The 22,969-nt window shown below is 71.8% G+C and carries 21 protein-coding genes; 10 read left to right on the forward strand and 11 right to left on the reverse strand.

Annotated features, from left to right (window positions below; genetic code table 11):
- Window positions 1-123 precede the first annotated feature (123 nt).
- From ACIGEZ_RS02280 to ACIGEZ_RS02300, 5 genes are read right to left on the reverse strand one after another with little or no spacing between them, the layout of a single operon-like run.
- Window positions 124-1,191, reverse strand: a complete 1,068-nt coding sequence (locus ACIGEZ_RS02280) for a LacI family DNA-binding transcriptional regulator (protein ID WP_399824773.1) — start codon at window positions 1,189-1,191, stop codon at window positions 124-126.
- A complete protein-coding gene (locus ACIGEZ_RS02285; RefSeq protein WP_399824774.1) occupies window positions 1,179-2,849 on the reverse strand; it encodes a glycoside hydrolase family 13 protein in 1,671 nt (556 codons plus the stop codon). The genes ACIGEZ_RS02280 and ACIGEZ_RS02285 overlap by 13 nt, the downstream gene beginning before the upstream one ends.
- A gap of 44 nt (window positions 2,850-2,893) precedes the next feature.
- Window positions 2,894-3,772 carry a sugar ABC transporter permease gene (locus ACIGEZ_RS02290; protein ID WP_399824775.1) on the reverse strand — a complete coding sequence of 293 codons (879 nt, stop codon included), beginning with the start codon at window positions 3,770-3,772 and terminating at the stop codon, window positions 2,894-2,896.
- Window positions 3,769-4,782, reverse strand: coding sequence for a carbohydrate ABC transporter permease (locus ACIGEZ_RS02295; RefSeq protein ID WP_399824776.1), 1,014 nt, complete (start codon window positions 4,780-4,782; stop codon window positions 3,769-3,771). The genes ACIGEZ_RS02290 and ACIGEZ_RS02295 overlap by 4 nt, the downstream gene beginning before the upstream one ends.
- A 31-nt stretch (window positions 4,783-4,813) precedes the next feature.
- On the reverse strand, window positions 4,814-6,091 hold the full coding sequence (locus tag ACIGEZ_RS02300) for an extracellular solute-binding protein (protein ID WP_399824778.1): 1,278 nt from the start codon (window positions 6,089-6,091) through the stop codon (window positions 4,814-4,816).
- A 318-nt stretch (window positions 6,092-6,409) separates the two neighbouring features.
- On the opposite strand from ACIGEZ_RS02300, the gene ACIGEZ_RS02305 reads away from it, so the two are divergent.
- Together ACIGEZ_RS02305 and ACIGEZ_RS02310 are read left to right on the forward strand one after the other, a co-directional pair.
- Window positions 6,410-7,432, forward strand: a complete 1,023-nt coding sequence (locus ACIGEZ_RS02305) for a LacI family DNA-binding transcriptional regulator (RefSeq protein ID WP_399824780.1) — start codon at window positions 6,410-6,412, stop codon at window positions 7,430-7,432.
- 87 nt (window positions 7,433-7,519) lie between these two features.
- Window positions 7,520-8,470, forward strand: a complete 951-nt coding sequence (locus tag ACIGEZ_RS02310) for a phosphatase PAP2 family protein (protein WP_399824782.1) — start codon at window positions 7,520-7,522, stop codon at window positions 8,468-8,470.
- On the opposite strand, the gene ACIGEZ_RS02315 is transcribed toward ACIGEZ_RS02310, so the two are convergent.
- Both ACIGEZ_RS02315 and ACIGEZ_RS02320 read right to left on the reverse strand, forming a co-directional pair.
- Window positions 8,454-10,025 (reverse strand): amidohydrolase, encoded by a 1,572-nt coding sequence (locus ACIGEZ_RS02315; protein ID WP_399824784.1) that lies wholly within the window; start codon window positions 10,023-10,025, stop codon window positions 8,454-8,456. The two genes, ACIGEZ_RS02310 and ACIGEZ_RS02315, sit on opposite strands and share 17 nt — an antisense overlap.
- Window positions 9,932-11,476 (reverse strand): APC family permease, encoded by a 1,545-nt coding sequence (locus ACIGEZ_RS02320; RefSeq protein ID WP_399824786.1) that lies wholly within the window; start codon window positions 11,474-11,476, stop codon window positions 9,932-9,934. Before ACIGEZ_RS02320 ends, ACIGEZ_RS02315 begins: the two co-directional genes overlap by 94 nt.
- A gap of 99 nt (window positions 11,477-11,575) precedes the next feature.
- Between ACIGEZ_RS02320 and ACIGEZ_RS02325 the strand changes: the two genes are divergently transcribed.
- Window positions 11,576-12,184, forward strand: a complete 609-nt coding sequence (locus ACIGEZ_RS02325; protein ID WP_399824787.1) for a TetR/AcrR family transcriptional regulator — start codon at window positions 11,576-11,578, stop codon at window positions 12,182-12,184.
- 132 nt (window positions 12,185-12,316) lie between these two features.
- A complete protein-coding gene (locus ACIGEZ_RS02330) occupies window positions 12,317-13,135 on the forward strand; it encodes a DUF4344 domain-containing metallopeptidase (protein WP_399824789.1) in 819 nt (272 codons plus the stop codon).
- Between the two features lie 33 nt (window positions 13,136-13,168).
- Here ACIGEZ_RS02330 and ACIGEZ_RS02335 read toward each other — a convergent pair whose 3' ends face one another.
- Window positions 13,169-16,156, reverse strand: coding sequence for a bifunctional [glutamine synthetase] adenylyltransferase/[glutamine synthetase]-adenylyl-L-tyrosine phosphorylase (locus tag ACIGEZ_RS02335; protein WP_399824790.1), 2,988 nt, complete (start codon window positions 16,154-16,156; stop codon window positions 13,169-13,171).
- Between the two features lie 232 nt (window positions 16,157-16,388).
- Between ACIGEZ_RS02335 and ACIGEZ_RS02340 the strand changes: the two genes are divergently transcribed.
- Window positions 16,389-16,910: a pyridoxamine 5'-phosphate oxidase family protein gene (locus ACIGEZ_RS02340; RefSeq protein ID WP_399824792.1), complete on the forward strand. Its 522-nt coding sequence runs from the start codon at window positions 16,389-16,391 to the stop codon at window positions 16,908-16,910.
- A 2-nt stretch (window positions 16,911-16,912) separates the two neighbouring features.
- Window positions 16,913-17,344: a VOC family protein gene (locus ACIGEZ_RS02345; RefSeq protein WP_399824794.1), complete on the forward strand. Its 432-nt coding sequence runs from the start codon at window positions 16,913-16,915 to the stop codon at window positions 17,342-17,344.
- 131 nt (window positions 17,345-17,475) lie between these two features.
- Here ACIGEZ_RS02345 and ACIGEZ_RS02350 read toward each other — a convergent pair whose 3' ends face one another.
- A complete protein-coding gene (locus ACIGEZ_RS02350; protein ID WP_329420080.1) occupies window positions 17,476-18,837 on the reverse strand; it encodes a glutamine synthetase family protein in 1,362 nt (453 codons plus the stop codon).
- Between the two features lie 237 nt (window positions 18,838-19,074).
- Between ACIGEZ_RS02350 and ACIGEZ_RS02355 the strand changes: the two genes are divergently transcribed.
- The 4 genes from ACIGEZ_RS02355 to ACIGEZ_RS02370 all read left to right on the forward strand — a co-directional run bounded on the left by ACIGEZ_RS02355 (window position 19,075) and on the right by ACIGEZ_RS02370 (window position 21,357).
- A complete protein-coding gene (locus tag ACIGEZ_RS02355) occupies window positions 19,075-19,479 on the forward strand; it encodes a hypothetical protein (protein ID WP_399824796.1) in 405 nt (134 codons plus the stop codon).
- A gap of 71 nt (window positions 19,480-19,550) precedes the next feature.
- On the forward strand, window positions 19,551-20,198 hold the full coding sequence (locus tag ACIGEZ_RS02360; protein WP_399824798.1) for a DUF3105 domain-containing protein: 648 nt from the start codon (window positions 19,551-19,553) through the stop codon (window positions 20,196-20,198).
- Window positions 20,195-20,818 (forward strand): DUF305 domain-containing protein, encoded by a 624-nt coding sequence (locus ACIGEZ_RS02365; RefSeq protein ID WP_399824799.1) that lies wholly within the window; start codon window positions 20,195-20,197, stop codon window positions 20,816-20,818. The genes ACIGEZ_RS02360 and ACIGEZ_RS02365 overlap by 4 nt, the downstream gene beginning before the upstream one ends.
- 119 nt (window positions 20,819-20,937) lie before the next feature.
- On the forward strand, window positions 20,938-21,357 hold the full coding sequence (locus ACIGEZ_RS02370) for a CBS domain-containing protein (RefSeq protein WP_399824801.1): 420 nt from the start codon (window positions 20,938-20,940) through the stop codon (window positions 21,355-21,357).
- On the opposite strand, the gene ACIGEZ_RS02375 is transcribed toward ACIGEZ_RS02370, so the two are convergent.
- Both ACIGEZ_RS02375 and ACIGEZ_RS02380 read right to left on the reverse strand, forming a co-directional pair.
- Window positions 21,342-22,151, reverse strand: coding sequence for an alpha/beta fold hydrolase (locus ACIGEZ_RS02375; protein ID WP_399824803.1), 810 nt, complete (start codon window positions 22,149-22,151; stop codon window positions 21,342-21,344). The two genes, ACIGEZ_RS02370 and ACIGEZ_RS02375, sit on opposite strands and share 16 nt — an antisense overlap.
- The gene (locus ACIGEZ_RS02380; protein WP_399824805.1) at window positions 22,148-22,951 is read right to left on the reverse strand and encodes a DUF998 domain-containing protein; all 804 of its coding nucleotides are present in this window, start codon (window positions 22,949-22,951) and stop codon (window positions 22,148-22,150) included. Before ACIGEZ_RS02380 ends, ACIGEZ_RS02375 begins: the two co-directional genes overlap by 4 nt.
- Window positions 22,952-22,969 lie beyond the last annotated feature (18 nt).

A 22,969-nucleotide genomic window follows, 5' to 3' on the forward strand; every position in this document is an offset into this window, starting at 1 on the left:
CGACGTCCCTGTCGCAAGAGCGGCTCGCAAGAAGTTGCCGAAAAGTTCAGCAACTGTTTTCAGCCGCGACGGTAGGGGCGTACAGGCGTGCGGTCAATAGTTCAAACAACCCGATGCAACACGTTACGCAAGGAGTTGCGGCGCCTGCGCCGTGGAACCGCGGACCACCAGCTCCGGCTGGAACACGAACTCCGTGCGCTGGACCGGGCTTCCCTCGATCTCCTCCAGGAGCGCGCCGACCGCGGCCGTCGCCATCGCCTGCACCGGCTGGCGCACGGTGGTCAGCGGCGGGTCGGTGAACGCGATCAGCGGGGAGTCGTCGAAGCCCACCACGGACACGTCCCCGGGCACGTCGAGGCCGCGCGCGCGGGCCGCCCTGACCACCCCGAGGGCCATCAGGTCGGAGCCGCAGACGATGCCGGTGCAGCCCTCGGCGAGCAGCAGGTCGGCGGCGGCGTGGCCGCCCTCCACGCCGAACAGGGTGGGCCGCACGAAGCGTTCGGCCTCGGCCCGTTCGATGCCGAGCTGCTCGCGCAGTTCGGCGGCGAAGCCCTCCGCCTTGCGGCGCGAGGGCACGTAGCGGGTCGGCCCGATGGCGAGCCCGATCCGCTCGTGGCCGAGTTCCACCAGGTGCCGTACGGCCATCCTGGCCGCGGCCCGGTCGTCGGGCGAGACGAAGTTGGCGTCGATGTGCTCGTTGAAGCCGTTGATGAGGACGAACGGCACCCCGCGCTGGGCGAGCCGCGTGTAGCGGGCCGGGTCCGCGCTCGCGTCCGCGTGCAGACCGGAGAGGAAGACGATGCCGGACACGCCGCGGTCCACGAGCTGCTCGACCAGCTCGTCCTCGGTCGCACCGCCGGGCATCTGGGTGCAGAGCACCGGGGTGTAGCCGTGCCCGGCCAGGACCTGCTCGACGACCTGGGCGAAGGCCGGGAAGATCGGGTTGGTCAGCTCGGGCACGACCAGGCCGACCAGTCCCGCGCTGCGGCGCCGGAGCCGTACCGGACGCTCGTAGCCGAGCACGTCGAGCGCGGCGAGCACCTTGTGCCGGGTCGCGCCGGCCACGCCCGCCTTGCCGTTGAGGACCCGGCTGACGGTGGCCTCGCTCACCCCGGACTGGGCCGCGATGTCCGCGAGCCGCGGGGCGCCCCCTCCGGCGCCCCGCGGCAGGGGGATCGTCACACCGCCCACCAGGCGGTGGTGTCGGCGGGCAGCTGGGCCTCATCGTCGACGATCCGGATCTCCGAGTTGGAGAGGAGGAACCGGCCGGGCAGCGGGACGGAGATGGCCCGACCGGTGGTGTTGGCGGTGCAGACGAAGCCCTCGCGGCGGAAGGCCAGCACGCCCTCGGGGGCGTCCAGCCACTCGACGGCCTCGCCCGCGCCGAGCCCCGGCTGGGTGCGGCGCACGGCGAGCGCGCTGCGGTACAGCTCCAGGGTGGAGGTGGGGTCGCCGGTCTGCGCCTCGACGCTCAGCGCGCCCCAGGTGGCGGGCTGCGGCAGCCAGGAGCCGCCGGTGCCGAAGCCGTACGAGGAGCCCTCGGCGGTCCACGGGATCGGCACCCGGCAGCCGTCGCGGAAGCCGTCCTGGCCGGTGGCCCGGAAGAAGGACGGGTCCTGGCGGACCTCGTCGGGCAGGTCGGTGACGTCCGGCAGGCCGAGCTCCTCGCCCTGGTAGACGTACGCGGAGCCGGGCAGTGCCAGCATGAGCAGGCTGGCCGCGCGGGCCCGGCGCAGGCCGAGCTCGCGGTCGCCGGGGGTGCGCAGCTGGGTGCCGAGGCCCGGCGGGTTGGCGAAGCGGGTGGCGTGCCGGGTGACGTCGTGGTTGGACAGCACCCAGGTGGTGGGGGCGCCGACCGGGCGCATCGCGGCGAGCGACTCGTCGATGACCCCGCGCAGCTCGGCGGCGTCCCAGTAGGTGCCCAGGTACTGGAAGTTGAAGGCCTGGTGCATCTCGTCGGGGCGCACGTAGTTCGCGGTGCGCTCGACGGTCGGGGTCCACGCCTCGGCGACCAGGACGCGCTCGCCGTCGTACTCGGAGAGCACCTCGCGCCAGGAGCGGTAGATCGCGTGCACGCCGTCCTGGTCGAAGAACGGCATGACGTCGTTGCCGAGCAGCTTGAGCTGGTCGTGGCTGCCGATGTCGGGCAGGCCCGCGGCCTTGACCAGGCCGTGGGCGACGTCGACACGGAAGCCGTCGACGCCCATGTCCAGCCAGAAGCGCAGGATCGAGCGGAACTCGTCGCGGACGGCCGGGTGCTCCCAGTTGAAGTCGGGCTGCTCGGGCGCGAAGAGGTGCAGGTACCAGTCGCCCGGGGTGCCGTCCGGGTTCTCCGTACGGGTCCAGGCGGGGCCGCCGAAGATGGACTCCCAGTCGTTGGGCGGGAGTTCGCCGCTCACGCCCTTGCCGGGGCGGAAGTGGTAGCGCTCGCGCAGCGGCGAGGCGGGGCCCTCGCGCAGGGCGCGCTGGAACCACTCGTGCTGGTCCGAGGAGTGGTTGGGGACCAGGTCGACGATGATGCGCAGGCCCAGTCCGTGGGCCTCGCGGATGACGGCGTCGGCGTCGTGGAGGCTGCCGAACATCGGGTCGATGGCCCGGTAGTCGGCGACGTCGTAGCCGGCGTCGGCCTGCGGGGAGGCGTAGAACGGGGAGAGCCAGACGGCGTCGACGCCGAGCTCCTTCAGGTACGGCAGCCGGCTGCGGATGCCCTCCAGGTCGCCCATGCCGTCGCCGTTTCCGTCGGCGAAGCTGCGCGGGTACACCTGGTAGATCACCGCGTCTCTCCACCAGCCCGACTGCGTGCCGGTGGTGGGGGCGGCGTCGGCGGGGGCGGCGAGGTGCTGGGTCATGTCTTCCTTGAGTCGTAAGGAGCGTACGGACACGGGTGCGGCGCTCAGCCCTTGACGGCGCCGGCGGACATGCCGGTCACCAGGTGGCGCTGCGCGAAGAGGAACACCAGGGCGGCCGGGACGGCGATGAGCACGGAGGCCGCGGACATCGGTCCCCACTGGGCGCCGTACTGGTTGACGAACTTCTGCAGTCCGCCGGCGAGGGTCAGGTTCTCGTCGCCGACCATGAACGCGGAGGCGTAGGCGACCTCGCTCCAGGCGGTGATGAAGGAGTAGAAGGCGGTGACCGCGATGCCCGGCTTGGCGAGCGGCAGGATCAGCCGCCAGAAGGTGCCGAAGGGCGTGAGGCCGTCGACGTAGCCCGACTCGTCGATCTCGCGCGGGATGGTGTCGAAGAAGCCCTTCATCATCCAGGCACAGAACGGCACGGCGATCGTCAGATAGGTGATGACCAGGCCGGCCGGGCTGTTGAGGAGGCCCATCGACGCCATGATGTTGTAGATCGGCACGATGAGGACGGCGACCGGGAACATCTGGGTGATGAGCAGCGTCCACATCAGTCCGCGCTTGCCGGGGAAGCGGAAGCGGCTGACGGCGTAGCCGGTGGTGGAGGCGACGAAGACGCCGATGACCGTGGTGAGGGCCGCGACGAGCAGCGAGTTGCCGAACCAGGTGAGGAACGGGGTGTCGTTCAGCAGGTTCGTGTAGTTCGCGAACGTCGGCTCGTTGAAGAAGTCCGTGGTGGTCGCGAACTTCGCCGGCTTGAGCGAGGTCAGCAGGACCCAGAGCACCGGGAAGACGGCGATCACGGCGGCGACGATCAGGGTGACGTGCAGCCCGATCGAGGCGAACGGCGAACGGCGGCCGCGGCGCGGGGCGTTGACCGCGGGTGCGGCGGAGGCGGCGGAGGCGTGCGTGGTCACCAGACTTCTCCCTGCTTGCGGAGGACTCGCCGGTAGACCGCGGCGAAGACCATCAGGAGGATCAGGATCAGCACGCCCCACGTGGAGGACTGCGCGTAGTCGCGCGGGCTGATCTCGAAGGAGAACTTGTACGCCTGGGTCACCAGGATCTGGGTGGCCTCGCCGGGACCGCCCCGGGTGAGCAGGAAGATCACCGGGAACATGTTGAAGGTCCAGATGGTGGAGAGCAGGATCACCGTCGTGGAGACCGAGCGCAGGCCGGGCAGCGTGATGTGCCGGAAGCGCTGGAGGGCGTTCGCGCCGTCCATCTCGGCGGCCTCGTAGAGCTCGCCGGGGATGGACTGCAGGCCGCCGAGCAGGGCGACCATCATGAACGGCACGCCGAGCCAGACGTTGACGGCGATGACCGAGAACTTGGCCCAGGTGGGGTCGTTCAGCCACGGGACGGCGTCGATGCCGCCGCCCGCGAGGAGCTTGTTGAGCAGGCCGTTGTCCTCGTTGTAGAGGAAGCGCCAGGCGAAGACGGAGACGAAGCCGGGCACGGCCCAGGGCAGGATCAGCAGCATCCGGTAGACGGAGCGGCCGGCGATCCGGCGGTTGAGCAGGTTGGCGAGACCGAGGCCGAGGGCGAAGGTCACGGAGACGCAGGACACCGTCCACAGCAGGGTCCAGCCCAGGGTGCCGAGGAACTGGCTTCCGGTGAGCGCGTCGACGTAGTTGTCCACCCCGACGAACTCGTAGGTCGCGGGAATGTGGTTGACGCCGATCGATCGCTCGACGTTGCGCTCGTTGGCGTCGGTGAGCGACAGCCAGATACCGCGGACCAACGGGTATCCGATGATCACGCCGATCACGACGACCACCGGGGCGACCATCGCCCAGGCGTACCAGTGGGTGGAGAGGGAACGCTTCACCGTTCCCTGCCGCTTGCCAGTTCCGCGGCTCCGGCCGCGGGCGACGTTCTCGCCCGCGGCCTTCGCCACCGACTGGCTGCTGGTGTCCACAGCCATCAGCCGGTCTGCCTTCCTTCCCGCTTCCTTGTTACTTCCAGTCCTTCAGGAGCTTGCGGTAGGAGTCGCCCGCCGTCTTCGCTCCCTGCTCCGGGCTGGTCTGGTTGGTGAGGACCTTGGTGTACTCGGTGACGAGCGGCGCGAAGAGGCTGCCGGTCTCCGGGATCCAGGGGCGCTCGACGGCCTTGTCGACGACCGGCTTGAAGAACTTGATCTGCTCGTTCATGGCCACGTCCGACTTGCCGTACACGGAGGTACGGGTCGGGAGCAGGCTCAGCTCCTTGGCGACCTGGGTCTGCACCTCGGGCGAGCTCATGTACTCGACGAAGGCGTAGGAGGCGTCCAGGTTCTTGGAGCCCGCGTAGACGGCGAGGTTGTGACCGCCCTGCGGGGCGCCCTGGCCGGCCGAGCCGGCCGGGACCGGGGCGATGCCCAGGTTGGCCTTGTCGGCGAACTCCTTGCCGGCGTAGGTGTCGGCGACGGCCCACGGGCCGTTGATCATCATGGCGACCTTGCCGTCCTTGAACGCCGTCTGCATGTTGTTCCAGCCGTCGGTCGCGTCGGTCTTGGCGGCGCCCGAGTCGACGAGGTCCTTGACGACCTTCATGGCCTTCACGCCGGCCGGGTTGTCGACGGTGACCGTCTTGGCGTCGGCGTTGACCAGGTCGCCGCCCTCGCCGTACAGGAAGGAGAGGAACCAGTAGGCGTCGTCGCCGCGCAGGTACAGGCCGGTCTTGCCGGTCTTCTGCTTGATCTTGGCGGAGACGGACTTGAGCTCGTCGACGGTCTTGGGGACCTCGACGCCGGCGTCCTTGAAGATCTTCTTGTTGTAGAAGATGCCCATGGAGTCGATGACCTGCGGCACGGCGTAGGTCTTGCCGTTGTACTTGGTGGACGCGGCGGCCTGCTGGAGGAAGTCCTTGTCGTCCTTCAGGGCGGCGGTGCCGTCCAGCGGGGCGAGGTAGCCGAGGTTCGCGAAGTCCGGGGTCCAGGCGACCTCGGAGCGGATCACGTCGGGGGCGCCGGAGCCGGACTGGGCGGCGTTCTTGAACTTGTTCTGGGCGTCACCGAAGGGCACGTTCACGTACTTGACCGTGACCTTGGGGTGCTTCTTCGTGAAGTCCTCGGCGATCTTCTTGAAGACCTTGTCCTCGGACCCGACGGTGGAGGTGTCCCACCAGGTGACGGTGCCGGAGAGCTCGCCCGAGCTCTTCGAGCCGCCGCCGGAGGAATCGTCGCCGCTCCCGCACGCCGCCAGGGTCACGCCCAGGGCCGCGACCAGCGCGGTGGCCGCTATGCCACGCCGCATGTGAACTCCTTCAACTGATCCCGGATAGGACGAGGGGCTGGAACCTTCCTCATGCGACCGCTCCCTCGCGGCGCGCCGGGTTGCCAGGAACGTAACAGGGTTGAAAACGCGCCGAAAGAGCTTGCGAGAAATTTCTGCAAGGCCCGGCGATCGTTACATCCGCGTGTCCCGAAGGTTGCCGACGAGCCGCTTGACAGTGCCCTTCGCGCACCTTTGTGCCACCTCAGCGACTTGCAAGGTCTTGCGCAAAGGCGCTGACAGTGGCCGAATCCCGCATTCGGTGGGCAATCCGACCCCCGACCGGTACAGTCCACTCCCATGACCGCGCGGCTCTCCGACATCGCAGCCCAGGCGGGGGTCAGTGAGGCCACAGTCAGCCGCGTGCTCAACGGCAAGCCCGGTGTGGCCTCGGCCACCCGTGAATCCGTACTCGCCGCACTCGACGTGCTCGGCTACGAGCGTCCCGTACGGCTGCGCCAGCGCAGCGCGGGTCTCGTCGGCCTCATAACCCCCGAGCTGGACAACCCGATCTTCCCCGCGCTCGCGCAGGTCATCGGGCAGGCCCTGACCCGGCAGGGATACACCCCGGTGCTCGCCACCCAGACCCCCGGCGGGTCCACGGAGGACGAGCTCACCGACATGCTGGTCGAGCGCGGCGTCTCCGGCATCATCTTCGTCTCCGGGCTGCACGCCGACACCACCGCCGACACCACCCGCTACGACCAGCTGCGCGGCAAGGGCGTCCCGTACGTCCTCATCAACGGCTTCTCCCCCAAGGTGCAGGCCCCCTTCGTCTCCCCCGACGACCGGGCGGCGATGGTCCTCGCGGTGACCCACCTCGCGGCGCTCGGCCACACCCGGATCGGCCTCGCGGTCGGCCCCAAGCGGTTCGTGCCGGTGCTGCGCAAGATCGAGGGCTTCCAGCGGGGCATGCGGGAGCGCCTCGGGCTCACCCCCGAGGAGTCCGACGAGCTCATCCAGCACTCCCTCTACACCCTGGAGGGCGGCCAGGCCGCGGCCGCGGCGCTGATCGCCAAGGGGTGCACCGCGGTCGTGTGCGCGAGCGACATGATGGCGCTCGGCGCCATCCGGGCCGCCCGCCAGCAGGGACTCCAGGTCCCCAAGGACGTCTCGGTCGTCGGCTTCGACGACTCCCCGCTCATAGCGTTCACCGATCCGCCGCTCACCACCATCCGCCAGCCCGTGCAGGCGATGGGCCAGGCGGCCGTGCGCGCACTCCTCGAAGAGGTCGGCGGCACTCCCGCCCCGCACAGCGAGTTCGTCTTCATGCCCGAGCTGGTCGTTCGCGGTTCAACCGCTTCGGCACCCCCTCAGGGTTGACGTCCGTCCTGAGTCGGAGAGGGTGCGCCGTTAACCCGACCGAGGGATGATCGGTCGGGGGGATGGGATCTGGCAGACTCTCCTCCTATGGGTGAAACGACCGTGAAGAGTTTGGAACGCCGGACGACCCCGTCGTCACCCATCGTGACCGACGGCAGGTTCGCGCGCCTGCGTGCGCGCGCGCCCCGGCGACCGCGGATCTGGTTCGAGATCCTGCTCATCGCGGTGAGTTACTGGACGTACTCCCTCATCCGCAACGCGGTGCCGGAGCAGAAGGCCCAGGCGCTCCAGAACGCCGACTGGATCTGGCAGGTCGAGAGCTCCCTCGGCCTCGCCTTCGAGCATGCGGTCAACCACGCCGTGAACTCGGTGACATGGCTGATCGTGTCGATGAACTACTACTACGCCACCCTGCACTTCGTCGTGACGATCGGTGTGCTGGTGTGGCTCTACCGGTGGCAGCCCGGCCGTTACGCGGGGTTCCGCACGGTCCTGTTCGCGACCACCGGTGTGGCCCTGGTCGGTTACTACCTGTATCCGCTCGCTCCCCCGCGGCTGATGAACGGCCAGAACTTCGTCGACACCGTGCTCGTGCACCACACCTGGGGCTCGATGGCCTCCGGCAACCTCAAGCACATGTCGAACCAGTACGCGGCGATGCCGTCGATGCACATCGGCTGGTCGCTGTGGTGCGGCCTGACCATCTTCCTGCTCGCCAAGGCGCCCTGGGCCCGCATCCTGGGCCTGCTCTACCCGGCCGCCACGCTGGTCGTCATCGTCGCCACCGCCAACCACTTCTGGCTGGACGCGGTGGGCGGCATGATCTGCCTGGCCTTCGGCTTCGGCATCTCGTACGTCTGGAACGGCTCCCGCCTGCCGCACAAGCTGCCCAGGCTGGTGGAGCCGGCCACCGCGCGCGGCCACGGCGGCCCGCCCCCGGCCACGGGGGCGGACACCGAGCGGGCTCAGGACGCCGAGCGGTCCGCGCCTTCGCGGGACGCCGAGGACGCCCCGGAGCGGGTCAGCTCCGGAAGGTGATCCGGCCGCCGGCCACGGCGAGCCGGATCGGGGCCTGTCCGGTCTCGTCGGCCGGTGACGTCACCGGGTCGAGCGCGAACGCCGTGAGGTCCGCGCGGTAGCCGGCCGCGATGCGGCCCGCCAGTCGCTCCTCCCCCGCCGCGAGCGCCGCGTGGGTGGTCATGCCCTCCAGGGCCATCAGGCCGGTCAGTCCGTGCCGGGCCGAGGCGGCGCCTCGCGGGGCGCGCGCGGTGGCGAGGACCTGGCGCGCGTCGTAGGGGGCGATGGGCCAGTCCGAGCCGAGCGCGAGGTACGCCCCGGCGTCCCTGAGGTCCCGGCAGCGCCAGGCCCGTCCTGCCCGCTCCTCGCCGAGCCGCCTGGACCACTCGTCGGTGTGGTCGGCGCGGGTGTACGCGGTGTGCGGGGGCTGCATGGAGGCGACGACGCCGAGGGCCGCGAACCGGCCGAGCTGGTCGTCGGGGACGGTCTCGATGTGCTCGATCCGGTGCCGCGGGCCGCTCTCCCCGAGGGATTCCACGGTGTCGAGGACATGCCGTACGGCAGCGTCGCCGATGGCGTGCGTGGCGGTGCCGACGCCGGCGCGGTGCAGCCGGCGCACGGCGGCGGAGTACGCGGCCGGGTCGGGCCAGAAGGCGTCGGTGCCCTGGCCGTGGCAGTCGGCGTGTTCCAGCCAGGCGGTGCCGCCCTCGACGGTGCCGTCCATGAAGAACTTGACTCCGCCGACCCGCCAGAGCCGCCCGGCCCGCGCCTGGAGCCGGACCAGCTCCTCCAGCTCCTCCGTACCCGCGCCGGGCATGCACCAGGGCGCCAGGCGGAGCCGTAGCGGCAGGTCGCCGTCGGCCTCCAGGGAGGCGAGCAGACCGGGTACGTCGTGGCCGCCGAGGTCCATGACATGGGCGCCGGTCAGCCCGGTGGCGGCCATGGCGGTGAGCAGCTCGACGAGCCGGTCGCGGCGCTCGGCGTACGGCTGCGTCGGCAGCACCGGGGTCATCAGGTCCATGGCGGCGTGCTCGACCAGATGCCCGGTGGGGTGGCCCTCGGCGTCGCAGACGACCTCCGAGCGCTGGGTGAAGGCGCGCGGCCCGTCGATGCCGGCGGCCTTGAGGGCCGCCTCGCTGACGAGGGCGGAGTGGCCGTCGTAGAGCCGCAGGTGGGCGGGGGCGCCGTCAAGGACGTCCGCGACGAGGGCGTGGTGGACGGGCCGGCCGCCGAAGACGTTGTGGTCGAGACCGAAGCCGACGACCCAGCCCTCGCGGCGCGGGGCGCTTTTGAGGGCGGCCCGCAGTCCGTCGAGGTCGGTGACGCCGGAGAGGTCGAGGCCCGCGGACATCTCCAGGCCCCAGACGGGGTGGCTGTGGGCGTCGGTGAGGCCGGGGGTGAGGGTGGCACCGCCGAGGTCGACGACCTCGGTGCCGGGGCCGCGCCAGGCGCGGGCGTCGGTGGCGTCGCCGAGGGCGGTGATCAGTCCGTCGCGGACGGCGACAGCGGTGTGGCCGGTCGGTTCGGGGGTGCGGACGCGGGCGTCGACGAGGAGGAGGTCGGGTGCTGCGGACACGAGGGGTCGGCTCCTTCGGTGGGCGGCTCTTCGGCGAAGTGGGCGTAGACCTCGGGGCGTGTGCGGCGCAGCCGGTACGCGAGGAGGAGCCCGAGGACGAGGACGGTGGGGACGACGGCGACGAGGACCGCGTTGACGGTCGGGGACGCCCCGGTGAAGAGCGCGACCTTGGAGGCGACCAGCCAGATCGCGACGCCGAGCAGGACGGCGGCGGTCACGGGGGCGACGAGGGTGCGCAGGGCGCCCTCCTGGTGCGGGACGCGCCGGAAGTAGCGGACGACGGCGAGGGCGGCGAGCAGCATCAGCGCCATGAGCCCGAGCATTCCGGGGGTGTTCACCCAGAGCAGCAGCTGGGTGTACGGGTCGGCGCCGGCGGCCGCGAAGCCGAGGACGACGGCCGCGCCGAGCACGGTCTGGGCGAGGCCCGCGAGGTACGGGGAGCGGTGGCGGGGGTGGATCCGGCCGAGCGCGGCGGGCAGGACGCCCTCCTCGGCGAGGGCGAGGCCGTAGCGGTTGATCGCGTTGTGGAAGGCGAGCAGCGAGGCGATGATGCTGGTCACGATGAACACGTGCATCAGGTCGGCGGCCCAGGACCCGACGTAGGTGGTGATGGCGGCGAAGAAGAGCCCGCCGGTGTCGCCCGCGGCGGCCGCGACGACCTGGTCGTCGCCGAAGGCCTGGATCACGGTCCAGACGACGAAGGCGTAGAAGAGGCCCAGGAAGCCGACCGCGATGTAGGTGGCGCGGGGGATGGTGCGGGCGGGGTCGCGGGCCTCGCGACGGTAGATCACGGTGGACTCGAAGCCGGTGAAGGCCGAGAAGGCGAAGGCCAGTACGGCCGCCGTGCCGGGCACGAGGACGTTGCCGGGCGCGAAGGAGGAGAGGGACAGTCCGTCGGCGCCGCCCTCGAGGAGCACGCCGCCGGCGAGGAGGACGAGTATGCCGGTCTCGGCGACGAGCAGGACGCCGAGGACCTTGGCGCCGAAGTCGATGGAACGGTAGCCGCCGTACCAGATGAGCAGCAGGCCGGCGAGGGCGATGGGGAGCCAGGGCAGGTCGGCGCCCCACAGGGCGTGGGCGGTGTCGGCGGTGGCGGAGCCGAGGAGTCCGTAGACGCCGATCTCCATGCCGTTGTAGCCGACCATGGCGACGAGGGCGGCGGCGATGCCGAGGGGCTTGCCGAGCCCCTGGGCGATGTACGCGTAGAAGGCGCCGCCGCTGCGGACGTGGCGGCTCATGGCGGTGAAGCCGACGGCGAAGATCGCCAGGGTGATGCCGGCCAGGAGGTAGCCGGCGGGGGCGCCGATGCCGCCGAGGACGAGGGCGATGGGGGCGACGCCGGCCATCACGGTGAGCGGTGCGGCCGCGGAGACGACGAAGAAGGAGATGTCGGCGGTGGTGAGGGTGCCGGTGCGCAGGCCGGGCGGCTCGTCGGAGGTGCTGGAGGACATGCGGGAGAAGCCCTTCTCGTAAACCTAAAGGCTTTCGGTTGGCGCAATGTAGCCTCGTGTCCAACGATTCGGGAAGACCTGAACAGCGGGAGAACGTTCATGGGCCGGCCGCACAAGCCCCTCCTCGACCGGGAGCGCATCACCACCACGGCGCTCGAACTCGTCGACGAGCAGGGTGACTTCAGCGTCCCCCGGATTGCGGCACGGCTCGGCGTGCAGACGGCCTCGGTGTACCACCATGTGGACGGCAGGGACGGCATCGTGGAGCTGCTGCGGGAGCGGGTCTGCGCCGCCATCGACGGCGGCACGCTCGACCGGGACCCCTGGGACACGGCCATGGCCGCCTGGGCCCGCTCCTACCGCGCCGCCTTCGCCGCCCACCCGCGCGCGATCCCGCTCCTCACCGCCTCACCGGTGCGCGCCGCGAAGGTGCTCGTGCAGTACGAACGCGCCGTCGTCCGGCTCCTGGACGCGGGCTTCCCCCTCGCGGACGTGATGCCGGTGATCATCGCCCTGGAGAACCTGGTCCTCGGCTCGGCCCTCGACATGGCCGCCCCCGAGGCGATGTGGGAGCTGACCGACGAGACGGCCACACCCCAGCTGGCCCGCGCCCTGGACGTGGTCGCCGGGGGCCGCACGGACGCGGCCTTCGAGCTGGCGCTCGCGGGATACCTGGCGCACTGCCGGAACCTGCTGAACACCCCGTAGAGGCCTATGCTTTTCCTGTGCGGCCCTTTCAGGACCGCCCGCCGTGACGGCCGGCCGCATCAGGAGCCGGTGCACGCCCTGACCTGATCACCGCATACCGTGAATCCGGATCGGAGACGATCGGAGACAAGGATGCCGTTCCCCCGCACCTGGGCGATCGCCCTGCTCACCACCCTGGCCCTGCTCGGCTTCGGCGTGCCCTCCTCGACGGCCGCACCCGGTCCGGGGGTTCTCGTCGTGAGCTACGAACCCGCCGAGACCGAGGCGGATCAGGCCGAGCAGCGCTTCCTGGAGGAGAACCAGGTCCTGGAGAGCGCGGCCGAGCACGCGAGCTCGCTGATCGGGCTGCCCCATGACCTTCCGGTGGTCGCAATGAGCTGTGACGAGGCGAACGCCTACTGGAGCCCCGACCCCCAGGGCATCGTCTTCTGCTACGGACTCGCGGGGGCCTACCGGGCCCTGTTCGAGGAGCTGAACACCGAGGGGAGCCAGGCACAGCGGGCCCGGGCCACGGACGACGACGTGATCGGCATCTCCAACAGCATCGTCTTCCACGAGCTCGGACACGCCCTCATCGACGTCTACGACCTGCCCGCCACCGGCCGGGAGGAGGACGCCGCCGACCAGCTCGCCACGCTCCTGCTCTCGGCGGACTCCGTCCACCAGGACTACGCGGTGAGCGCCATCGAGGCGTGGGGCGCCCTCGCCCTCGCCGCGGAGGAAGGCGACGCCAGCGCTCAGCTCGCCGACGAACACGCCCTGGACGCCCAGCGGTACTACAACGCCATCTGCTGGCTGTACGGCTCCGACCCGGACACCTACCAGGGCGTCGTCCAGACCGAGGACAACCCGGACGGGGTCCTGCCTGCGGCCCGGGCCGAGCAGTGCCCCGACGAGTACACGCAGATCGACGAGGCCTGGAGCACCCTGCTCCAGCCGTACCTCAAGTGAGGTCGCCGGCATCAGTGTCGCTGCCCGCGCGCCCTACGCCCCGTAGAAGAGCTCCTCGACGACGGCCCGGGCCCGGCGGGTGATGCGGCGGTAGTCGTCGACCATCTCCCCGACGTGTCCCGGCGCGTACCCCAGGTACCGCCCCACCGCCGCGAGTTCGCGCGGCTCGGAGGGGAAGGTGTCGCCGGGGCGGCCGCGGACGAGCATCACCGCGTTGCGGACCCGGGTCGCCAGCACCCAGGCCTCGTCCAGGGTCTGGGCCTCGTCGGTCCCGACCAGGCCGGCCGCGTGGGCGGCGGCCAGGGCCTCGCGGGTACGGGTGGTGCGCAGGCCCGGTTCCGCCCAGCCGTGCCGCATCTGGAGCAGCTGCACCGTCCACTCGACGTCGCTCAGCCCGCCGCGGCCCAGCTTGGCGTGGAGGGTCGGATCGGCGCCGCGCGGCAGCCGTTCGGTCTCCATGCGCGCCTTGAGGCGGCGGATCTCGCGCACCGCGTCCTCGCCGAGCCCCTCGGCGGGGTAGCGCAGCGGGTCGACGAGCTCCATGAAACGCTCGCCGAGGTCCATGTCGCCGGCCATCGGTTCGGCGCGCAGCAGGGCCTGGCTCTCCCAGACGAGCGACCATCGGCGGTAGTAGGCCTCGTAGGACTTCAGGGTGCGCACCATCGGGCCGCTCTTGCCCTCCGGGCGCAGGTCGGCGTCGATGAGCAAGGGCGGGTCTGCGGTGGGCAGTTGGAGGAGCCGGCGCATCTCGGTGACGACCCGGTTCGCGGCCCGGGCGGCCTCCTGTTCGTCGACGCCCTCGCGGGACTCGTGCACGAACAGGACGTCCGCGTCGGAGCCGTAGCCGAGCTCGTGTCCGCCGAAGCGGCCCATGCCGATCACCGCGAACCGGGTCGGCAGCTCCTCGCCCCACTCGGCCCGCACGGCGGCCCGCAGGGCGCCCGCGATGGTGGCGGCGTTGAGGTCGGTGACGGCCTGTCCGACCCGGTCGACCAGGGCGCCGGGGTCGGGTTCGCGGGGGCTGTCCTCGGTGCCGTACGAGCCGATGAGGTCGGCCGCGGCGGTACGGAACAGCTCGCGCCGCCGCACGCCGCGGGCCGCCGCCACGGCCTGCTCGGCGCCGTCGGCGCGGCCGACCGCGGCCAGGACCTCCTGCTCCAGGTGCTCGCGGCCGCGCGGCTTCAGGCCCTCCGGGTCGCCGAGGATCGCGACCGCCTCGGGGGCCCGGAGCAGCAGGTCGGGGGCGAGGCGGCCGGCGGACAGGACCCGGGCCAGGTTCTCGGCCGCGGCGCCCTCGTCGCGCAGCAGCCGCAGGTACCAGGGGGTCTTGCCGAGCGCGTCGGAGACCTTGCGGAAACCGAGGAGGCCGGAGTCCGGGTCCGCGGAGTCCGCGAACCAGCCGAGCAGCACCGGAAGCAGGGTTCGCTGGATGGCGGCCTTGCGGCTGACCCCGGAGGACAGCGCCTCCAGGTGGCGCAGGGCGGCGGCGGGGTCGGCGTATCCGAGCGCTTCGAGGCGCTGGCCGGCGGCCTTCGGGCTGAGCCGGGTCTCGCCGGGGGTGAGCTGGGCGACGGCGTCGAGCAACGGCCGGTAGAACAACTTCTCGTGCAGCCGGCGCACGACGGCCGCGTGCCGCTTCCACTCGCGGTTGAGCTCGGCGACCGGGTCGGTGCGCAGGCCCAGCGAGCGGCCGAGGCGCCGCAGGTCCGCCTCACCTTCGGGTACGAGGTGGGTGCGGCGCAGCCGGTGGAGCTGGATGCGGTGCTCCATGGCCCGCAGGAAGCGGTAGGCGTCGTCGAGCTGGGCGGCGTCGGCGCGGCCGACATAGCCGCCGGCGGCGAGCGCCGCGAGAGCGTCGAGGGTGGTGCCGCTGTGCAGGGTGGAGTCGCTGCGGCCGTGCACCAACTGCAGGAGCTGGACGGCGAATTCCACGTCCCTGAGGCCGCCGGGGCCGAGCTTGAGCTCGCGTTCGATCTGGGCGACCGGGATGTTGTCGACGACCCGGCGGCGCATCTTCTGCACGTCGGGGACGAAGTTCTCGCGTTCGGCGGCCTGCCAGACGAGCGGGGAGACGGCGTCGATGTACGCGGCGCCGAGCTCCTGGTCGCCGGCCACCGCGCGCGCCTTCAACAGGGCCTGGAACTCCCAGGTCTTGGCCCAGCGCTGGTAGTAGGCGAGGTGGGAGGAGAGGGTGCGCACCAGCGGGCCGTTGCGTCCCTCGGGGCGGAGGTTGGCGTCGACCGGCCAGATGGTGCCCTCGACGGTGGTCTCGGAGCAGATCCGCATCAGGTGCGAGGCGAGCCGGGTCGCGGCCTGGACCGCCTTGCCCTCGTCGGTGCCGTCGACCGCCTCGCCGACGAAGATCACGTCGACGTCGGAGACGTAGTTGAGCTCGTTGCCGCCGCACTTGCCCATGGCGATGACGGCGAGCCGGCACTGGGCGGCGTCCTCGGGCGCGGCGGCGCGGGCGATGGCGAGCGCGGCGCGCAGGGTGGCGGTGGCGAGGTCGGCCAGCTCGGCGGCGGTCTGGGCGACGTCGGTGGTGCCGCACACGTCACGGGCCGCTATGGCCAGCAGGCAGCGGCGGTAGGCGACCCGCAGCGCGACCGGGTCGGTCGCCTCGGCGAGCCCCCGCTCGAACTCGGCGACGCCCGGGTGCAGGTCGGCCGCCTCGTAGGTGACGAGGGCCTGCCAGTCGTGGGGGTGGCGGGCCAGGTGGTCGGCGAGCGCCTCGGAGGCGCCGAGCACGCCCAGCAGCCGGTCGCGGAAGGGTTTGGCGGACAGCAGCGTGGTGGTGAGCGCGGACCGCTCGGCCTCCGGCTGGGCCTCGACGAGCCTCACCAGGCCGCGCAGCGCGAGATCGGGGTCGGCGGTGGCGCCGAGGGCGTCGAGGAGCACGGAGTCGCCGCGCAGGGCGGCCAGCTCGGGCAGGTCGAGCAACCGCTCGGCGGCGGACGGATCGGTGAACCCGTGCCGCAGCAGCCGGGTGAACGTGCTGCTCCTGCGTCCCGGCACCGTCATCCCGCCGCTCCCTCCACCGGTCCATGCACGCACGTCGACGCCCACACCTCGATGCACGCGCCTCGACGCACGCGCCTCGACGCACGCCTCGATGCACTCGCCCGATCGAGCCTATCCGGCGCGGGGGTCGCGGTCGCCCCGGGGCACGGCCCGCACGAACCGATGAGTTCCCGGCCGCGGGCCGGTCTGTAGTGGTAGGCGACCGGCACGCGACGGGAGAGGGAGGCCCACGATGCCCGTGGACACGAGGTTGGATGCCCGCTACAGCGATCCGAAGGCGCAGGCGGAGGCCTGGGGAAGGGCGGTGGAGCGACTGACCGCGGCCGAGGTCTTCTGGCTGACCACGGTCCGCCCGGACGGCCGCCCCCATGTCACCCCCCTGATCGCGGTGTGGCACGAGGACGCCCTGCACTTCTGCACGGGCCCGGACGAGCGCAAGGCGCGCAACCTGGAGGCGAACCGCCGGGTGGTGCTCACGACGGGCACGAACACGCTCGGCGAGGGATTCGACCTGGTGATCGAGGGTGAGGCCGTCCGGGTGACGGACGAGGCGGCGCTGCGGGCGCTGGTGGACGCGTATGTCGCCAAGTACGGGGAGGACTGGCGTTTCGAGGTGCGCGACGGCGCGTTCCTGGGCGACGGTGGTACGGCCCTGGTGTTCGCCGTCGCCCCCACGACGGCCTTCGGCTTCGCCAAGGGCGACCCGTTCGGCCAGACCCGCTGGCGCTTCAACGACACGACCGAGGAGCCGTGACCGTGAACTGGACGCTGGAAGTGGTCCCCGTCCCCGTCACCGACCTGGACCGGGCCAAGGAGTTCTACGGGGAGAAGTGCGGCTTCAAGGTCGACCTGGACCAGGAGGTCGCCCCCGGCATGCGCATCATCCAGCTCACCCCGCCGGGCTCGCGCTGCTCCATCGCCCTCCTCCAGGGCATGCCGTCCTTCCCCGGCACCCGGAACATGGCCCCGGGCACCCTCCACGGCCTCCAGATCTGCGTCACCGACATCGAGGCCGCCCGCACGGAGCTCGTCACCCGCGGCGTGGACGCCTCCCCGATCCGCCACGTGGGCGCGACGGGCTGGGAGGACGGCAAGGGCGACACCTGGAACTCCTTCCTGTCCTTCACCGACCCGGACGGCAACGGCTGGGTGGTCCAGGAGGCCCCGTCGGAGCTGTCGGAACGCTGAGTCCGCCCGGCCGGCGGGCCGAGCCTCACCAGCAGGCCTCTCAGCCCGCCCCTCCCACTTCGGGGCCGGCGGCCGAGTGCCGCCGGCCCCGAGTGTGGTTCCGGCCCCCCGGAAAGCCGTCTTACCCGCGCCTACAGCACCGGCAGGTTCTTGCGCAGCTCGAAGGCCGTGACCTCGGAGCGGTACTCCTCCCACTCCTGCTTCTTGTTGCGCAGGAAGAAGTCGAAGACGTGCTCGCCCAGGGTCTCCGCGACCAGTTCGCTGCGCTCCATCAGGGCGATGGCCTCGCCCAGGTTCTGCGGGAGGGGCTCGATGCCCATGGCGCGGCGTTCGGCGTCGCTGAGGGCCCAGACGTCGTCGTCGGCGCCGGCCGGGAGTTCGTAACCCTCCTCGATGCCCTTCAGGCCCGCGGCGAGCAGGACGGCGTAGGTCAGGTACGGGTTGGCGCCCGAGTCGATGGAGCGGACCTCGACGCGGGAGGAGCCCATCTTGCCCGGCTTGTACATGGGGACGCGGATCAGGGCCGAGCGGTTGTTGTGGCCCCAGCAGATGTACGCGGGGGCCTCGCCGCCCGAGCCGGCGGTGCGGCCCGAGCCGCCCCAGATGCGCTTGTAGGAGTTGACCCACTGGTTGGTGACGGCCGAGATCTCGCCCGCGTGCTTGAGCAGGCCCGCGATGAAGGAGCGTCCCACCTTGGAGAGCTGGTACTCGGAGCCCGACTCGTAGAACGCGTTGCGGTCGCCCTCGAAGAGGGAGAGGTGGGTGTGCATGCCCGAGCCGGGGTAGTCGGAGAACGGCTTCGGCATGAACGTCGCCTGCACCCCCTGCTCCAGCGCGACCTGCTTCATGACCAGGCGGAAGGTCATGATGTTGTCGGCGGTCGAGAGGGCGTCCGCGTAGCGCAGGTCGATCTCCTGCTGGCCGGGCGCGCCCTCGTGGTGGGAGAACTCCACCGAGATGCCCATCGACTCCAGCATCGTGATGGCCTGGCGCCGGAAGTCCATGCCCACGTTCTGCGGGGTGTGGTCGAAGTAGCCCGAATTGTCGGCCGGGGTCGGCCGGCTGCCGTCGAGCGGCTTGTCCTTCAGGAGGAAGAACTCGATCTCGGGGTGGGTGTAGAAGGTGAAGCCCAGGTCCGAGGTCTTGGCAAGGGCGCGCTTCAGGACATAGCGCGGGTCCGCGAAGGACGGCGAGCCGTCCGGCATGAGGATGTCGCAGAACATCCGGGCCGTGCCCGGGGCCTCCGCACGCCAGGGCAGGATCTGGAAGGTGCCGGGGTCCGGCTTGGCGATCATGTCCGACTCGTATACGCGGGCGAAGCCCTCGATCGCCGAGCCGTCGAAGCCGATGCCTTCGTCGAAGGCCTGTTCAAGCTCGGCGGGTGCCACGGCGACCGACTTCAGGAAGCCCAAAACGTCGGTGAACCACAGACGCACGAAGCGGATGTCCCGCTCCTCGAGCGTACGGAGTACAAACTCCTGCTGCTTGTCCATTTCCACACCCATCCTCGCTGGTCAGGCCGCCTGCTCCCACCGCCTCGGGCACATCGGGGGGCACCTGAGCATCCCACCACATGGTTTCGTGCACGTTGCGTACCCATACTGCCTGCTCCGCTGTGACACAGGTAACGGGGGAGCGGCCGAAAAGCGGCGTCGACGCGGCACCTTCCCCGTACCCAGTGGTACCCCGTCCGGCCCACGGCGCCCCTTCTGCCACTACGATCGGCGCCCATGGGAGCCTCCCGGCTCATCGGCCCGCCGCGACACGCGCGTCCCCTGGCACTGGTGAGTGCCGTGGCGACGCTCCTCGGCGCGCTGTTCCTCTGTCTGGGAGTGGGCGACCCGCCCGGCGCGCAGGGCCCGGCCGGCGTCGGCCGGGGCCCGGCACACGAGCAGGCGCTGCGGCACCACACCTCGGTCGTCGAGGAGTACGTCTGCCCGTACGACCACGGCGGCTGCTCGCTCTTCCCCGCCCTCTCCCCCGCGGTGCTCAGCGCACCGCCGCTCGACCCGCCGCTGCACGCGGAGGGCCGTCTCCCGCGCCTCGGCACGCCGCACCACTCCGGCCGGGCGCCCGGCCCCGGCGCACAGCCGCGCGCGCCGGACCTCCACGTCCTTCAAGTCCTGCGGACGTAAGCGGCCGGGCCTCTCCGTCACGTTCGTTTCGTTCGCACCCCTTTACTTACTTCCAGAAGGACGACACCACCATGGCCGCGAACCGCTCCACCACCGCCGACCGCCGCGCCCGAATAGAGGAGATGCGCCGCGCCGAGCAGTCCCGTGAGCGCCGCAACCGGATCCTGACGATCGGCGTGTCCGCCGTCGTCGTGCTCAGCCTCGTCGGCTTCGGCGGCTGGGTGCTGACCAAGGAGAACGACAAGAAGGAGCAGCAGGAGGCCGCCGCCAAGGCCCCCATCAAGGACGAGAAGTCCTGGGACGCCAAGAAGCTGACCCGCAACCACGTCACCACGCCGGTGAAGTACGAGATGACCCCGCCGGTCGGCGGCGACCACAACCCGGTCTGGCAGAACTGCAACGGCGACGTCTACGACAAGCCGGTCGACGACACCAACGCCGTGCACGCGCTCGAGCACGGCGCCGTCTGGGTGACGTACAACAAGAAGGCCGCCCCGGCGGACGTCGAGAAGCTGAGCGCGAAGGTCAAGAAGACCCCGTACTCGCTGATGAGCCCGGTCGACGGCCAGTCCGGCGCGATCATGCTGAGCGCCTGGGGCAAGCAGGTGACCGTGGACGGCGCGAGCGACCCGCGGGTGGACGCCTTCTTCACCAAGTACGTGAACGGCCCGCAGACGCCCGAGCCGGGCGCCGCCTGCACCGGCGGTGTCGGCCAGTGAAGCTGAACCGTACGCAGTGGGCGTCGGTCACCGCGGTGGTCCTCGCGCTGCTGTTCGCCGGGGGCGCGGTCACCGTCGCCTCGGCGGACCGCGACGAGGCCCCGAAGACGCCCACCGCGGAGTCGGCGGACGCGGGCTTCGCCCGTGACATGGCCGTCCACCACCAGCAGGCCGTCGAGATGTCCTTCATCGTCCGCGACCGCACCGACGACGAAGAGGTGCGCCGCCTCGCGTACGACATCGCCAACACCCAGGCCAACCAGCGCGGCATGATGCTGGGCTGGCTGGACATGTGGGGGCTGCCGAAGGTGCAGTCCGGGGTGGCGCCGATGACCTGGATGGGCATGGGCATGGAGATGGGCGGTGAGGACGGCGAGCTGATGCCGGGCATGGCGACCCGGGCCGAGCTCGACCGGCTGCGCAAGGCCTCCGGCCGGGCGGCCGAGGTGCTCTACCTGCAGCTCATGACCGAGCACCACAAGGGCGGCATCCACATGGCCCAGGGCTGTGTGGAGCGGTGCGTGCCCGGCGTCGAGCGCGATCTCGCACAGGGCATGGTCGACGCCCAGCAGTCCGAGATCAAGCTGATGGCGGACATGCTCGGGCAGCACGGCGCGTGACGCGCCCCCGTGTGCCGGCCCCCGTGACCCCTGCGGTCGCGGGGGCCGCGTCGTGAACGGACAATGAGGGAGCTCGGGGACGTACACCCGTACGAGGTTCTACGAAAGGTACGCATCCCATGACCACGGCGAAGGACATCATGCATCCGGGAGCCCGGTGGATCCCGGCACACGAGACGCTCGACCGCGCCGCCCAGCTGATGCGCGACCTCAACGTGGGCGCGCTGCCCATCGCCGACGAGAACGAACGGCTCTGCGGCATCATCACGGACCGCGACATCGTCATCGGCTGTGTGGCCATGGGCCACGACCCCGCGAAGATCACCTGCAGCGAGATGGCCCAGGGCACCCCGCGCTGGATCGAGTCCGGTGCGGACGTCGGCGCGGTGTTGGAGGAGATGCAGAGTCACCAGATCCGGCGGCTGCCGGTCGTGGAGGACAAGCGCCTCGTCGGCATGATCAGCGAGGCGGATCTGGCCCAGCACCTGACCGACGAGCAGCTGAAGGCGTTCTGCGAGAGCGTCTACGCGGCCTCCTGACCCACCCTCAGTACGGCCCCGGCCACCAGGTCCGGGCGGTCCAGCATGACCAGATGGCCCGACGGCTCGGCCGCCTCGTAGCGGGCGCCGAGCCGCCGGGCCAGCGCGCGCTGGCGGCGCTCCCAGCGGGCGGAGCCGTCGGGGGCGGCGAGCACGGTGACGGGCAGCCCTGGCGGCAGGGGCGCGCGCTCGCGCAGGGCGAGGAGCTCGGCGGCGACGGCGGCGTACCGGGCGTTCTCGTCGAGGGTGCCGCGCAGCACGCGTGAGCTGCGGTAGACGCGGCGGACGAGGCCGGGCGGCGCCGGGTCGTCGCGTACGGCGAGGCGGCGGGCCGCCGGTCCCAGCGCGGCCGGCACCCCGGCGGCGCACAGGAGAGCGCCCAGGGCGCGGGCGAGCACCGGGGCGGTGCGGGAGGCGCGGGGGTGCTCCTCCACGGAGGAGTCGAGGAGCACGAGGGCGGCGGTGCGGCCGGGGTGGCGGCGCGCGAAGGCCTCCGCGTGGAAGCCGGCGATGGAGTGCCCGACGACGGTGGCGGGGCCGGGCAGGCGCAGGGCGTCGAGGAGGCCGGCGATCCGGTCCGCCTCGCCGGCGGCGGTGGGCGGTGCGGCGGGGGCCTCGGACAGCCCGTGTCCGGGGCGGTCGAAGCGGACGACGGTGCGGTGCGGGGCGAGCAGCGGGACGACCCGGTCCCAGTCGAACCAGCTCATGCCGAGCCCCGCGGCCAGCACGCAGACGGGCCCGGAGCCGTCGACGCGGACGTGGTGGGCCACTCCCCCGAGGCGTACGAAGGTCACGACCGCTCCCCTCCCCGCTCCCCGCTCCGCTCCCCACCCCGCCCGCCGGCCACCGAGCAGGCGAGGACGGCCAGCCAGACCGCCACGAGCAGCACCTGGAGGCGCTGGCCCGCGCCGAGTGACCAGGTGCCTCTGCCGGCCTCGAAGGCGGCCACGGCGGCCAGGGTCCAGGCGGTGGCGGCGAACTCCAGGACGACGAGGGCCGGTCCGGTACGGGCCAGGGGCGCCCAGATCCCGTAGCGGCGGGCGGCCACGGTCAGGGCGACCATCGCGATGAGCGCGCCGGCCATGGCGAGGGTGGAGCTCACGGCGTGCGCGGTGTGGGTGGCGGGCACGAGTCCGGCGGTCTCCCGCGCGGCGCACTCGGGGTCGGCGGTGGGCGTGCAGCTGAGCGGGAGGCGCGAGTCGGCGACGGTGGCGGCCCCGAACAGCGCGAGGGCGAGCCAGCCGAGGAGCAGCCAGGGGCGGCGCGGGGCGGTCTCCCGGCGGGCCCAGGAGGTCCCGGCACCGCCGGCCGGTCCACCGGGCACGTGGCCGGCTCCGGCAAGGCGCCGGCCGGTCGCCGCGAGGCCCGCGAGCGCGCCCAGGAGGACGAGCAGGCCGGCCGTCAGGTCCGTCGCGCGGAACAGGCCGCCGAGCGGCTGGTCGGCGGCGGCGAGCTCGGAGACGTACGTACGGACCGGGTCGAGCCCGGTACGGACGACGACCTCGAGCACCCAGGCGGTGTACGCGAGCGCCCCGAGCCCGAGCAGGACGGACGCGAGCCGGACGGCGGTGGCACGCGTGGCATTCCTGGACACAGTGGGTCGAACGCCGGG

This window comes from Streptomyces sp. NPDC085481, assembly GCF_044541845.1.
GTDB lineage: Bacteria > Actinomycetota > Actinomycetes > Streptomycetales > Streptomycetaceae > Streptomyces.